Origin of the sequence: Guyparkeria halophila (assembly GCF_034479635.1) — a bacterium.
Classification (GTDB): Bacteria; Pseudomonadota; Gammaproteobacteria; order Halothiobacillales; family Halothiobacillaceae; genus Guyparkeria; species Guyparkeria halophila.
On the sequence record NZ_CP140153.1, the window covers coordinates 914196 to 927563 of the forward strand.

The 13368-nt window shown below is 60.9% G+C and carries 11 protein-coding genes; 9 read left to right on the top strand and 2 right to left on the bottom strand.

Annotation, left to right across the window (positions count from 1 at the left end; translation table 11 throughout):
* Positions 1-34 precede the first annotated feature (34 nt).
* Positions 35-694 (top strand): endonuclease III domain-containing protein, encoded by a 660-nt coding sequence (locus SR882_RS04305; RefSeq protein ID WP_407653365.1) that lies wholly within the window; start codon positions 35-37, stop codon positions 692-694.
* A 165-nt stretch (positions 695-859) separates the two neighbouring features.
* Here the strand turns inward: SR882_RS04305 and glgP are convergent, their stop codons facing one another.
* Complete coding sequence (gene glgP / locus SR882_RS04310; RefSeq protein ID WP_322522113.1) at positions 860-3415, bottom strand: alpha-glucan family phosphorylase; 2556 nt, start codon at positions 3413-3415, stop codon at positions 860-862.
* A gap of 348 nt (positions 3416-3763) precedes the next feature.
* Here glgP and SR882_RS04315 point away from each other — a divergent pair, with 348 nt between their 5' ends.
* The 5 genes from SR882_RS04315 to SR882_RS04335 all read left to right on the top strand — a co-directional run bounded on the left by SR882_RS04315 (position 3764) and on the right by SR882_RS04335 (position 7599).
* Entirely contained in the window at positions 3764-4606 is an 843-nt protein-coding gene (locus SR882_RS04315; protein ID WP_322522114.1) for a flagellin N-terminal helical domain-containing protein, read from the top strand.
* Between the two features lie 152 nt (positions 4607-4758).
* The gene (locus tag SR882_RS04320; protein WP_322522115.1) at positions 4759-5229 is read left to right on the top strand and encodes a flagellar protein FlaG; all 471 of its coding nucleotides are present in this window, start codon (positions 4759-4761) and stop codon (positions 5227-5229) included.
* Positions 5230-5243: 14 nt separating this feature from the next.
* Positions 5244-6632 (top strand): flagellar filament capping protein FliD, encoded by a 1389-nt coding sequence (fliD, locus tag SR882_RS04325; protein ID WP_322522116.1) that lies wholly within the window; start codon positions 5244-5246, stop codon positions 6630-6632.
* Positions 6633-6771: 139 nt separating this feature from the next.
* Complete coding sequence (gene fliS, locus SR882_RS04330) at positions 6772-7176, top strand: flagellar export chaperone FliS (RefSeq protein WP_322522117.1); 405 nt, start codon at positions 6772-6774, stop codon at positions 7174-7176.
* Between the two features lie 69 nt (positions 7177-7245).
* On the top strand, positions 7246-7599 hold the full coding sequence (locus tag SR882_RS04335) for a hypothetical protein (protein ID WP_322522118.1): 354 nt from the start codon (positions 7246-7248) through the stop codon (positions 7597-7599).
* Positions 7600-7672: 73 nt separating this feature from the next.
* Here SR882_RS04335 and SR882_RS04340 read toward each other — a convergent pair whose 3' ends face one another.
* Entirely contained in the window at positions 7673-10252 is a 2580-nt protein-coding gene (locus tag SR882_RS04340; protein WP_322522119.1) for a 6-hydroxymethylpterin diphosphokinase MptE-like protein, read from the bottom strand.
* 115 nt (positions 10253-10367) lie between these two features.
* On the opposite strand from SR882_RS04340, the gene pseB reads away from it, so the two are divergent.
* The 3 genes from pseB to pseF are packed head-to-tail and all read left to right on the top strand — an operon-like array spanning position 10368 to position 13218.
* Positions 10368-11369: a UDP-N-acetylglucosamine 4,6-dehydratase (inverting) gene (gene pseB, locus SR882_RS04345; RefSeq protein ID WP_322522120.1), complete on the top strand. Its 1002-nt coding sequence runs from the start codon at positions 10368-10370 to the stop codon at positions 11367-11369.
* Positions 11366-12514 (top strand): UDP-4-amino-4,6-dideoxy-N-acetyl-beta-L-altrosamine transaminase, encoded by a 1149-nt coding sequence (gene pseC, locus SR882_RS04350; protein WP_322522121.1) that lies wholly within the window; start codon positions 11366-11368, stop codon positions 12512-12514. Before pseB ends, pseC begins: the two co-directional genes overlap by 4 nt.
* On the top strand, positions 12511-13218 hold the full coding sequence (gene pseF / locus SR882_RS04355; RefSeq protein WP_322522122.1) for a pseudaminic acid cytidylyltransferase: 708 nt from the start codon (positions 12511-12513) through the stop codon (positions 13216-13218). The genes pseC and pseF overlap by 4 nt, the downstream gene beginning before the upstream one ends.
* Positions 13219-13368: the final 150 nt, after the last annotated feature.

Genomic DNA, 13368 nt, shown 5'->3' on the forward strand with positions numbered 1-13368 from the left:
CCAGCGCCATCTCGGCGGGGAACAAGTCGAGGCGATGCCATGGTGGCCGGCTGGATACGCCACGGATTCGGAGGATCGCGCCTTCGAGATCGCCGTGGGCGCGGTCCTCACGCAGAACACCAACTGGCGCAACGTCGAAAAGGCCTTAGCCAACCTGCACGCAGCAAAGGTTCTGACCGCCGCTGACATCCTCGCCCTCGAGGACGAGAACCTCGCCGAACTGATCCGCCCGTCGGGCTTCTACCGGATCAAGACCCGCCGTCTGAAAGCCATGACGTGCGCCTGGCACGAGGCCGGTGGCCTAGCCGCGTTGAAGAACCGCCCGACCGGCGAACTGCGCGACTGGCTGCTTGCCATCCACGGCGTGGGCCACGAGACCGCCGACGACATCCTGCTCTATGCCCTCGAGCGCCCCGTCTGGGTAATTGACACCTACACTCGCCGACTGTTCCACCGGCTCGGCTTTCCCGAAACCGCGGCGCGCAAATACGACCAGCTGGCCGACGACCTGCTCACCCACACTCAAGAGCCCACCGCTACCCGGCTGGCCCGCTGGCACGGCCTGATCGTCGAGCACGCCAAGGCGCATTGTCGAGTTAAACCGGCCTGTGCTGAGTGCCCATTGCGTGAGCGGTGTCTGCATGGGGTTGGTCGGGAAACGATCGGACGATTGCCCGTGTTGCGACTTGGCTAAGCCGAGTCACCTTGGTGCCATTGAGGGTGTCACGAGGCTCGTCGCGTTTGGAGTAGCGCGTGACGCGGCCGCGTTCCCACAAAAGCGGCAATCCAGTTAACAAAGCAACCACGTTCCCAAGGCCAGTCCGGCTCTAAAAGTCAGACCAAACCAAAACCAGTCTCGCTACAACCAAAGCATCCGCCCCAACTCGTAGGGATGCAGCAACGTCTCATGGGTCGGCACAACTCTCAGTCGATAATCGACTTCCCCCGCCAGATCGGCGGGCAACGCAATCCGATGCCGGCCCCATGCCTGTCCGTCCAGCGACTCGACCAGCTCGCCTACGACAACCCGCCGAGAGCCCCCCTCACTTAACACTGCCTCACATCGGAGCGAATGGGGAGGCAGTCCCGGGCTGGTGGTTTCGATTTCGATGCTCAAGGATTCGCCTTGGTCCATGATCGACTCGGGTGTGCGGAGGACCTTTACGCCGACTCCACCCCAGTGGGTGACAAGATCGCGTTCGAAGTCGGCACGCTCGCGTGCGGCCCGATAGTCGTCTTGTGCCAGTAAGCGGTGTGCATCGATGGCTCTCCGGTAGTGGTGTTCGGCGTAGTCCCGCACCATGCGAGAGGCATTGAACCGCGGCAGGATGGTGGCGATGGCATGGCGTTGCCAGGCGATCCAGTCGCTTGGCAGACCCTTGGTATCGCTGCCCCCTGCGGCCTCGCGGCGATCGAACAACGGAATCACCTCGGTTTCCAGCAAAGTCAGTAGATCATTGGCTTCGCGGTCGTCGCGGTCGGTCGCTTCCGGGGTCGGTGCAATCGACCAGCCGTTGGCGACGCCCTGCTGGTGATCATGCCCTTCCGCCCACCAGCCATCGGCCACGGAAAGATTGAGCACACCGTTGATGCCCGCCTTCTGCCCGGAGGTGCCCGAGGCTTCCATGGGGAACTCCGGCGTGTTCAGCCAGACATCGGAGCCGGCTACCAACCGCCTCGCGAGACCCATATCGTATCCCTCGATCAATAAAACATGCCCGGCGAAACGTTGCTCGAGGCTCAGTTCGTGGATGGTCTGCAACAGTGCCTGGCCCGGTTCGTCGGCGGGGTGCGCCTTGCCGGCAAAGACGAACACCACTGGTCGTGGGCTGGTCTCGATCAGACGGGCAAGCCGTTCGCGGTCACGAAAGAGCAGGGTGGCGCGCTTGTAGGTGGCAAAGCGCCGCGCGAAACCCACCATGAGGAACTCGTCGACCGGCTTGTCCAGCACGCGGCAACGCTGTTTGAGGCGCACGTGGCCCTCGCCGAAACGCTCGGATTGTCGTTGCAGGCGTGCCTTGAGGTCGCTGACCAGATGCGTTTTGGCAGACAGGTGCATTGACCAGAGACGACCGGCCTCGATTTTTCCGGCCATCTCGCCGATGGCTGCTTCGTGCAGGTGATCACGCCAATCGCGGCGGGTGGCGTCGAACAGACGGGTCAGATCCCGGTTGAGGAAGGTCTCGACGTGGACGCCATTGGTGACGTGGCTGAGCGGATTCTCCTCGGTTGGCACCTCCGGCCAGAAGGCTTGGCTCATCTGTGCGGCAACCTCGCCATGCACACGGGAGACGCCGTTGTGTTGACGTGAGCCACGCAGGGCCAGAGCGGTCATGTTGAAATGTTTGCCGTCGTGAGCCGGATCGGCGCCCAGTGCCAGTAGCTCTGGTGCCTCGATCCCCAGCGCTTCCAGTTGCGACTCAAAGTGTGCCTCTACCAAGCTCGGGGCGAAGGTATCGTGCCCGGCCGGCACTGGCGTGTGGGTGGTGAACAGGGTCGAGGCGGCCACGGCATTAAGGGCCGGTTCGAACGGCAGTCCGTCTGCGGTGAGTTCTCTCACTCGCTCGAGAATCGAGAAGGCCGCGTGTCCCTCATTGATATGCCAGGCCGAGGGCGTGATGCCCAATGTCCGCAACGCCCGCACGCCACCCAAGCCCAGCAGCATTTCCTGCTCGAGCCGCCGGCGTCGGTCACCGCCGTAAAGCCGGCGTGTGATCTCCCGATCCGCCGCCGCGTTGTCGGTCACATCGGTATCCAGCAGATAGACGCGTACCCGTCCAATCCGCGCCTCCCACACTTGCGCCGTCACGACGCGGCCCGGGTATTCCACCTTCACCTGGGTGGGCGCGCCCTCCCGCATGGCTAGCCGGATCGGCAGGTGGGAGAAGTCCAGGTCCTCAAAGCGCGGATGCTGGCGCCCCTGCGCATCGATGCACTGCTGGAAGTAGCCCTGCCGGTAAAGCAGCCCCACGCCAACCAGCGGCACGCCCAGGTCCGATGCCGCCTTGCAGTGATCGCCCGCCAGGATCCCGAGCCCGCCGGAATAGATGGGCAGGGACTCGTGAAATCCGAATTCGGCACAGAAATACGCCACCGTCTCCTGCGAGTCGAACGCCGGACCGATGGCATCCGCGCGATCATCGGCGCAATGCACCTCGAAATCCCGCCAGGCTGCCGCCAGCTCCGCCAGGAATGCCGAATCGCCAGCCGCTTCGTCAAGCCGCGCCTGCGGCACTAGCTGCAGAAACCGAATCGGATTGCCCTCCACCTGCGCCCAGGTGTCCGCGTCGATGGCGTCAAACAGATCCCGCACCGCCCGCGACCGGCTGTAGTGGAGATTGCCGGCCAGTTCGCTCAAATTCGCGAGTGTGGGAGGCAGGGAAGGACGAACTTCCAGGTGGTGGATGGTGGGCACGGCGCTCGCTCTCGTTGAATTGGTTCGAGGAGTGTAGTGCGGCTTTGTGACAGGTCGTTAGTGGTCTTCGACTGGGGCGGCGCGCGGTGGGGCGAGCGAGACGCATGACGAGACTAAAGTTTCTCCAGATAGCGCCGATACCCTCTACGGATGCCAGAACCGGGAGTCGTGACCAACCGGCCCGAAGCCCGAGAAAAGCCGAAAAGGCATCCAGCAAAGATCGGATGAAAATCGAGGCTAAAGTTTCTCAGGACTCAGCCGATAAGCTCAGCAAGGCGACCTGAAAGGCGTCTTGTCCAACAAAGGCCAAGGGCCGGAATTTACGCAACGTCGTAAGGGGTTATCATCATGGCAAGTGTCGTAAACACAAACATCTTCTCGCTGCAGGGCCAGAACGCACTGCGCAACACCAACAACACGCTGCAGACCTCGCTCGAGCGTCTGTCCACTGGCCTGCGTATCAACAGTGCCAAGGACGATGCCGCCGGTCTCGCGATCGCCAACCGTCTGACCACTCAGATCCGTGGTTCGGAAGTCGCGGCTCGCAACGCGAACGATGGCATTTCCATGGCGCAGACTGCTGAGGGTGCGCTGGGCTCACTGACCGACACCATGCAGCGCATGCGTGATCTCGCGGTGCAGTCGGCCAACTCCACCAACAGCAAAAGCGATCGCGAAAACCTTCAGGCGGAGTTCGCGCAGCTGCAGGATGAGCTTGGCCGGATCGTAACGAACACCGAGTTCAACGGCCAGAAAGTGCTTAACGGCGATATCTCCAACGGCGCGACGTTCCAGGTGGGTGCGAACACGACGTCCGACAACCAGATCGTGTTCAGTCTGGCGAACGTGTCGGCAACCATCGGCGCCGCGTTGTCGGGTGATGCAGCTATCGGTTCCGGCGCATCGTTTGGCGATATCATGTCGACCATCAGCGCCCTGGACGCGTCCATCACCGCGGTTGACACCACTCGAGCTCAGCTTGGCTCGATCCAGAATCGATTTGAAGTAACCATCGACAACCTGAACAACTTCGTTGTCAACGAATCGGCAGCTCGTTCGCGGATTCAGGATGCGGATTTCGCCAAGGAGACGGCTCAGTTGTCCAAGGCGCAGATCCTGCAGCAGGCCGGCACTTCCGTGCTGACCCAGGCCAACCAGGCGCCGCAGTCAGTACTGGGCCTCCTGGGCTAATAGCCGAGACGGAAATGGATGGGCCGGCGACCTTAGGGTCCCGGCTCGTCAATTGGAGCGGTGGGGTTTTCCCCAAACAGTCACATCGGAACCCAAGTCGGAAAATTTGAGTTTGTGTATGCTGTAACCGCTTGATGCTTGAGGACGAACCCATGAGTTCGATCAACCAGATTTCCATTACGGGCATCCCGTCCGCTTTGAGCGGACCGGATGCCTTTTTGTCTTCGGAACGGGGAAAAAGCCCGATGGCCCAGATGGCACCGAAGGCTCCGACGGCCGCTCCGGAAGGGCAGCCGCCGAAGCCTTCGGTCGAGTCAGGCTCACTCAAGGCATCTCGCGCCGAATTCACCGAGTACCAGACGCCTGATGGCCGAGACAAGCTGAGGGAAGCCATCGAGGCCATTCAGGAGAAATTGAAGCCCGGTCCCTGGGCCTTGGATTTTTCCGTTAACGACAAGCTGGGGGACGTTGTGGTCAAGGTGGTCGACCCATCCAGCAAACAGGTGATCCGCGAGATTCCGCCCGAAGAGATCATCGCAATGCGTGAACGGCTCCGCGAGTTCAACGAGCTTAAGCTTTCGGACGTGCTGCCCTCGGGCAGTTTGCTGTCTGACATTTCCTGATTTGAGGCACGATCATGGCGAGTTCTAGCGGACTTTCAATTTCGGGGGTTGGGAGTGGTCTGGATATCCAGGGCATTGTCAGCCAGCTCGTGCGGGCGGAAAGTGCCCCGCGACTGAATTTGCTCGACAACCGTGAAGCCTCCTACGAGGCGTCGTTGTCAGGTCTTTCGAAGCTCAAGAGCGCCGCGTCGGATCTGAGTTCAGCCGCGTTCGATCTGCGCAACCTGGACACGTTTCGCACGCGAGCGGTGTCGTCAAGCAACGAAGATATTCTCACGGCCACGGCGTCGCCGGGAACGGCGCTGGGCAAATATCAGATCGAAGTCGGTCAGTTGGCGACAGCGCAGAAACAGGCATCGAGTGGTTTTGCCGATTCGACGTCCACGGTCGGTTCCGGGCAGCTGACCTTCGACACCAGTAGCAGCTCGTTCAGCGTTGCCGTGGCGGCTGGCGATTCGTTGGCGGATATCCGTGACAAGATCAATGGCTCCACGGCAAACGATTCGGTACGCGCTTCGATCTTGAACGTCGACGACGGTGCGGGTGGGACTGAAGCCCGCCTGGTATTCTCCGCCCGCGAGACGGGAACGGCCAACGCCGTCACGGTGACCGCTACGGACGATGACGGCAACAACACGGACGCGGCAGGGTTGTCCCGACTTGCTTCGGGCAATCTCACCGAGCTCACCGCGGCGCAGGATGCCCAGTTGACGGTGGATGGCCTGTCGGTGACCAGTTCGACGAACCAGGTCGACGGGGTGATCGAGGGGATGACTCTGGATCTCAACCAGGCCGAGCCTGGAACCAAGGTCGAAGTCGCAGTCGAGGGTGACAATGGCCCCGTGCTCGAGGCGCTGAACAGTTTTGTCGAGAAATACAACGCCTGGAACAGTACCTACCAGAATCTCACGTCCTATGATGCGGAGGCCGAGCAGGGCGGCGTGCTGCAGGGCGACTCGACGGCAAACGGCATCAATCGAGGGTTGCGTTCGTTGCTGGGCGATAATTTCGGCACAGGGGCGATCCAGAACCTGTCCGAGATGGGTATCCAGATTGATTCGGAAGGAAAAATGACCCTGGATGAATCGATTGCCGAGAATGCGTTGAACAACGATAGCCAGGCCGTGAAGGACTTCCTCACCGATCCGGCCGATGGCGTGTCGCGGCAAGTCGACGACCTGCTCGAGCCGTATCTCAGCTTCGACGGTATTTTTGCCAACCGGGCGGATAGCTTGAATCGGTCGCTCGATCGAATCGAGGATCAGCGGGCGACACTGGATCGTCGGATGGAGAGCTATCAGGAGAGCCTGACGAAACAGTTCACCGCGATGGACAGCATCGTTCAGAGCATGCAGTCCTCGGCCAGTTATCTAAGCCGTATCGGGGTCAATTCCGGCTCCTGACTTTTGAGGCAATTCGGTGTAATTGTCCCTCAAGTTCTCGCTCCGGCGGCCGATTACCTTGGGTAGAGCGAAGGACGGCAACTATGGTTCTCGCGCTCGGAATGACCAAGCAGCTATAGCGATATTGCAGGAGACAACGATGCGAGCGAACCCTTACGCGCAATACCAGTCCATCGACCTTGAGGCCAAGGTGGAGTCGGCATCGCCGCATGGTCTGATCGCCATGTTGTACGAAGGTCTGCTTACGCGTGTCGCCCAGGCGAAGCATGCGATGCTAGCGGGCCAATTCGAGCAAAAGGGGCTCAACGTGACCAAGGCGATAAATATTCTTGGCGGTCTTAAAGACGGGCTCGATGCCGAGCAAAGCCCCGAGTTGGCCGAGCGTCTCGAAGAGCTTTACGATTACTGCCAGCGTCGACTTCTCGATGCCAGTGCTCAACGCGACACCGACGGTTTCGACGAAGTCTCGGCCTTGATCCGGGAGGTCAAGGAAGCGTGGGATGCCATTCAGCCCGAGGTCGCCAGGATGGCTGTGGCAAGCTGAAAAGCCGACTCGGGGCAGACCGTGTGCCTCAGTGGTTCAGTTGCCTATTGGGGGTGAGAGCTGAGAGTCATGACTGCATCATTCCCGTTAGTCCGAAGCCTTGAGGAGTTGGGTGATCTGGGGTGTTCCCTCGATCGGATCGCCTCGGTAGTCGAGGCGGAACCGCAGGAAGAGGCCCTCAACGAGTTGGCCGATGGACTCGATCGAGCCGAAGGGCGGATTGCTGAGCTCGTGAATGAGGCCGAGTCCCGGCAGTTACTTGCCGACCAGCGACTGGTCTCGCTCAAGGCGGAGTGGCTTGAGCGTTTTGATCGGCTGTTTGCTCTCATTGAGAGAACGCGTCATCAATTGGACGGAGAAGCCGGTGCACGTTTGTCACGTCACCGTGCCTCCGATGCCTACCTAAAAAATCAGGTGTCCTGACTATTCACTGGGTCGACCAATGCCTTGGGCCGCCATTCCGCGAGGAGAGGCGGCCCTTGTGTTTTCTCATCTTTCATTTTGGCGGCATTTCAAGAGTAACTCGTGCCTGATCGAGGAACTCCTGTAGCTCCGAACGCCCTGTTGGCGAACAGTAAGGGAGATACTGCTCACAGAAGTCGATTCCGTCGGGGATTTGGAGTGCCACGAACAAGCGAACCATCTGCTTGATTCGTCTAACGTCACTGGGGAAGTGTTCCAGATGCCGAGTGAGCGCAGTGATGCCGTTTTCGGCGTCGTTCTCAACTAGCGCCAGTCTTGCCACCAAGCGCCAGTGCGTCGGGTTGAGAGTGGCCGCTGTCTGCAGTATGGCGAGGGCGTCTGCGCTTTGAGCTGCCTCCAGGTTGATGTGGCTCAAACGAAGCAGCGCATGTTCGAGCAGGACGGCGTCCTGTTGCGGGTCGGCTTGTTCAACGACCTTGGTGTGATTGTCTGCGGCAGCCAGCAGGTCGCCGGACAGTTCATTCAGCAGTCCATTCGCATACCGAGCATATGGTCGGGCCATATCCACTTCCTTGTGATGCTCGAGGGAACCGGCCAATGAGGCGAGTGCTTGGCGTTTCTGGCTGGTGAACTGTCGCTCGATCTGTCTCAAGGATGCTCTCGGGGAGCGCTTGCGACGATGGCGATCCCGATCCTTTTCGAGCAGAGTCTCGATCGACGAGGCATAGGCGAGGCGAGCACGTTCTGCTTGCGGGCCCGAGGTTGTCTCGCGATTTGTCTCGAGCCACCCGATACGTTCTGGTTCTTCGAATTCACGATATCGGCTGGCGAGCTCCTCGCTGTCTACATCCTCACGGAGTTCCAGCAGTCGGGTTTCGATACGGTTACATGCCAGCTTCAGCGGGCTCACAAGACGACGGGCTTCCTCGCGAATGGCGTCGTAGTAGCGACCGGCGAGGTTCTCGGCCTGCTGGCGATCGAGTTCGAAAAAGTCATGCGGCAGGGCCGTCCGGAGAATGGCGCGCTTGGCTGCTCGCTGGGCCAGGCGTGCGGCCTGCCGATAACGACCCTCGAAAAGGCGGTCGATTGCCTGCATGCGTCGCTTGTGTCGTTTCTGTCGTGCGGGATGCGTGAGGTTGAAGTAGGCCTGGTTGGATTCGAGACCTAATTGAGCCAGGTTCGCTACTTTCCGCATGTCCTCCGTGATGGTTTCCATGCTTTTAGCCAGTGAATTCAGGTGGGTCTCGCGATCGGTGCGGGTCGTCTGCTGGCGAATACGGTCGAGCGAACTTCGGTCGAATTTCGTCGGGGGCAGGGAAATGCTTTCCAGCGGCACGAATTCCACGTCATCGATGGCTGCGGCGTTGGCGCTGGGGTTAACAAATCGAACGCTACTGGACTGGCCGGCAATCTCGGCCATCGCGCGAATGCCGGCGAAATAGTCAGGTGACGTCCACGTCGATTCGCCACGATTGGTGGTGACCGGGAGAGCACTGAAATCCATGATGGGGCCAGCCGAGGCCTCACTGCTTCCAGCCGCGTGGGTGCGGCCGTCTGGCGCATGGCAGAGATCCAGTCCGCAGAACACGATTTCCGTGAATCCCATGTGAACGGCTAGTTGGGCAGCCATGTGCGTGACTGTCGGTCCCGTTGCGGGAAGAGCATGTTGGTCATTGACTGCCGTGTCTTCCCAAGGAACCAACGGCCCTACGCAATACAGAGAATAAGGCCAGCGATTCGTGATGGCCGGATAGGGGTGACTGCTCGTCATCAGAATAGTCTGCGCCGGGAAGTCAAACATCTGACGGCTGACGGTCAGGCTGATCGGGAACGGGTCCACGGTGACCACGATATCCGGCATGATGCCCATGTCCTGCAGGCGGGCGGAGACGCGAGATACGGCAATGACGAACAGCGCCAGACGGTTCTCTCGTATCCAGTCGATCTGATCATCGAGCGAGGGACCGCCAGCGATGATAACGACGCCTTGTCCGACGAACAGGTTTTCAAATGGGTCGATGCCGCCTTGAAAATTCGGGGCGGAGAGGATGTTGGGTTCGATGAACGGTGCAACGTTGAGCTTGGCTGTCGTCTGGAAACGCTCGGCGGTCAGATGGGCATCGAGGTGAGCGGTAAGTTCGACGTATTGCGGGTCGGTATTGTCCAGAGCGCCGAGTGAAGGCTCGAGCCTCACGCCATCGATACGGAAGTACGCCGGAAGCTGGAGCAGTGTGGCTTGTTCCTGCCATTCGTCGAACGCGACCAATTGCACGTAATCGTCACAATATGTGTTGATGACCGGATTCTGGCGCAAGATCAGGAGGACGTCGTTGGGCTCAATCACGAGCCAGCGACTCCCGCGTGGCATGGGCGCATGCTCGCGAATGAAGCGCAAGAGCTGGCCGGAATCGCTGCCGATGATGATGTAAAGACGGTCCTCCTGATGCAATCGCTCCCCGAAATGCTCGGCCAGAACTTTCTGGGCATGACTTTTGCTTTCGTCCTCTGTCGCATATCGTGGCGAACCGAAGTGCCGGGCATTGATGGACGGGAGAATCCAATCCCCATGTTGTGTCTGGAGCCATTCGCGCGAGGATTCCAGGCTGCCCAAATAGTCTGGATTTGCAGGCGAGGTGCGTTCGACGGGCGTCATGTATGGTTGTCCCTGTGTGTGATCGTTCGGCGCGGCCAGCGGCCGGGCCGGCTTTGCGTCAAGGATACATAACCCGCCCTTAGGCAAGGGAACAAGTTAAGGAACACGACCAGTGATGTTTGAGGACAAATCGATTCTGATCACCGGGGGCACGGGTTCCTTCGGTCAGCGCATGATTACCACACTGCTCGAGCGGCATCGTCCGCGCCGGGTGATTGTGTACTCGCGTGACGAGCTCAAGCAGTTCGAGATGCAACAACGCTTTACCGATTCGCGCATGCGTTTCTTTCTCGGTGACGTGCGGGATCGCGAGCGATTGCAGCAGGCGATGCACGGTGTCGATTACGTGATTCATGCTGCTGCGCTCAAGCAGGTGCCCGCGGCTGAATACAACCCAACCGAGTGCATCAAGACAAACGTGCATGGGGCGGAAAACGTCATTCAAGCGGCACTACAAAACGACGTTTCCCGCGTGGTGGCTCTTTCCACCGATAAGGCCGCCAATCCGATCAACCTGTACGGAGCGACCAAGCTGGCGTCGGACAAGCTGTTTGTCGCGGCGAACAACATGGCTGGTGGGCATCCCACACGGTTCTCAGTGGTGCGCTACGGCAATGTCGTAGGTTCCCGCGGGTCGGTGGTTCCGTTTTTTAAACGCCTGATCGCGGACGGGGCCGATCACCTGCCGATCACGCACGAGGACATGACCCGCTTCTGGATCACGCTGCAGGAAGGAGTCGACCTGGTCATCAATGCATTCCAACGCATGCACGGCGGCGAGATCTACGTGCCGAAACTTCCTTCGGTCCGTATTACCGATCTAGCACGCGCCCTGGCACCGGATCTGCCACAGCGGGTGGTGGGAATCCGTCCGGGCGAGAAGCTCCACGAGATCATGTGCCCAGCGGACGATTCGCATCTCACGCTGGAATTTGCTGATCATTTCGTCATCCGGCCGACCATCACCTTCACCAGCCGCAACAACGACTTCGATACCAACGCGCTGGGCGAGACCGGCCGGGCAGTGGAGATCGGCTTCGAGTACAACTCGGGTAGCAACGACCATTTCCTCGACGAGGACGAGATCCGTGCGTTCAACGAACGGGCCGGCGTGTGATTCCCTACGGTCGCCAGGATATCCGACAGGAAGACATCGACGCGGTCACCGCCGTGCTGCGTTCTGACTTCCTCACGCAAGGACCGGTCGTGCCGCGTTTCGAGCGCCAGCTGGCTGACCGGGTCGATGCTGGTCATGGTGTGGCGTGTAATAGTGCGACCTCGGCGCTGCATGTCGCCTGTCTCGCTCTTGGCGTCGGGCCGGGCGAGATAGTCTGGACTAGCGCCAACACCTTTGTTGCGTCGGCCAACTGCGCCCGCTACTGCGGCGCGACGGTTGATTTCGTAGACGTGGATCCGGAGACGGGCAACATGAGCGTTGCTGCCCTGAGGGTGAAGCTGGAAGTCGCCGCGCATGACGGGCAGATCCCGCGCGTGGTGATTCCCGTCCATTTCGCCGGTCAACCCTGCGACATGGGCGCGATTGGCGAACTAGCCGACGAGTACGGTTTCTCGGTGATCGAGGATGCCTCGCACGCCATCGGGGGTAACTGGCATGGCGATCCCATCGGGAGCGGCCGGCACAGCGACATCACGGTGTTCAGTTTTCACCCGGTGAAGATCATCACCACGGGCGAGGGCGGCATGGCGGTCACCAACGACGCCGGTATCGCCGAGCACATGTCGCTGCTACGCAGTCACGGCGTGACTCGCGACCCTGGCTGCATGAGCCGAGAGCCCGACGGGCCGTGGTACTACGAGCAGATCGAACTGGGTTTCAACTACCGGCTGACAGAGATTGCCGCCGCACTCGGCGAGAGTCAGTTGGCTCGCCTGGACGATTACGTCGAGCGTCGACGGGCGCTGGCTAAGCGCTACGATAGGCTCCTGAGCGGCCTGCCGTGTCGACCGCTGGCCCGCACACCGGGCGCCGAGTCGGCCTGGCACCTCTACGTCGTCCGGCTGGACGATCCCGTCCGGCGCCGGTCGGTTTTCGACGCCTTGCGACACCGTGACATCGGGGTAAACGTCCACTATATCCCGGTTCCGTCTCAGCCCGACTTTGCCCGCCTGGGATTCGACATGTCCGATTTTCCGGGTGCCGCCTCCTACTACGCCGGCGCGATGTCGCTCCCCCTCCATCCAGGGTTGTCGGAGGGTGATCAGGATCGCGTGGTCTCGGCACTGCGGGAGGCGCTGGCATGAGACTCGCGGTGATTCCAGCGCGGGGAGGAAGCAAGCGCATTCCCCGCAAGAACATCCGGGATTTCGGCGGCAAGCCGATGATTGCCTGGTCTATCGAGGCGGCGCACCAGAGCGGGCGTTTCGATCGGGTGATCGTGTCGACCGACGATCCCGAGCTCGCCGAGGTCGCCCGCACATATGGTGCCGAGGTGCCGTTCTTCCGGCCCGCTTCGCTGGCCGGGGACCAGGTGGGCACGCGCCCGGTGCTGCACCATGCGCTCGGGTATTTCGCGCAGGCGGGCGAGACGATCGACTATGTGCTGTTCATTTACGCGACGGCCCCGTTCGTGACCGGGCGCCGGCTTGCCGCCAGTCTTGACGACTGGCTGGCGGCGTCCGGTCGTCCTGAGCGTGCCATGGCGGTGACTAGCTTCGCCTATCCGCCTCAGCGGGGTTTCGTGCTGGACCGGGCGGGCCGCATCGTCCCGCCACGGCCCGAGATGATCGCGTCGCGTTCCCAGGACCTGCCGGCGATGTACCACGATGCCGGTCAGTTCTACTTTACCCGCCCCGACCGGGAGGGAGTCATCCACGACCTGCCCTTCATCCATCCAGAGACCTGGCCGGTGGTCCTGCCGCACTATCTGGTGCAGGACATCGATGACGAGGACGACTGGATTCGTGCCGAGGCAATGTTCCAGTACATCCGTCGACACGAGGCGTAAACGGGTGCGGTTGCTCCTGGTCGTCCATGCGTCGCCACGTTGGGGTTTCGGGCATCTCAATCGTTGTCGCGTGCTCGCCGAGGCGGCGCGTCGAAGGGGATGGCGGCCCCGGTTGCTGGTGCGTGGTCCGGTTGACGAGGTGCGTAGGCG